Origin of the sequence: Bacillus sp. GbtcB14 (assembly GCF_019091205.1) — a bacterium.
In the GTDB taxonomy this organism is placed as follows: Bacteria; Bacillota; Bacilli; order Bacillales; family Bacillaceae_G; genus Bacillus_A; species Bacillus_A cereus_AG.
Map to the genome: position 1 here is coordinate 1 of NZ_JAGXJT010000314.1, position 236 is coordinate 236.

The following is a 236-nucleotide window of genomic DNA, read 5'->3' on the forward strand; positions in this document are numbered from 1 at the left end:
GCACGGAAGAAACAAGCAATAAGCTTGTGACGGAGATAAATCGTTGCGGATATCCGAAATTCGACAATTGCGGTCTTTTTGCGTTCTTCTTTTTCTAGCAAATATGATAAAATATGACATATCTCGGTCATTCCAAAAGGGGGGATTTATTGAGGATGAAGCAGACTATTCCGTCCTCTTTTGTCGGGCTCAAAATTAATGAATGGTATACCCATATCCGGCAGTTTCACGTCCTT

At 40.7% G+C, this 236-nt stretch carries 1 protein-coding gene; it reads left to right on the forward strand.

Annotated features, from left to right (window positions below):
• Positions 1 to 149: 149 nt before the first annotated feature.
• Positions 150 to 236, forward strand: an 87-nt coding sequence (locus KVT31_RS30540; RefSeq protein ID WP_254637334.1) for a hypothetical protein, incomplete at its 3' end; no start/stop codon positions are given.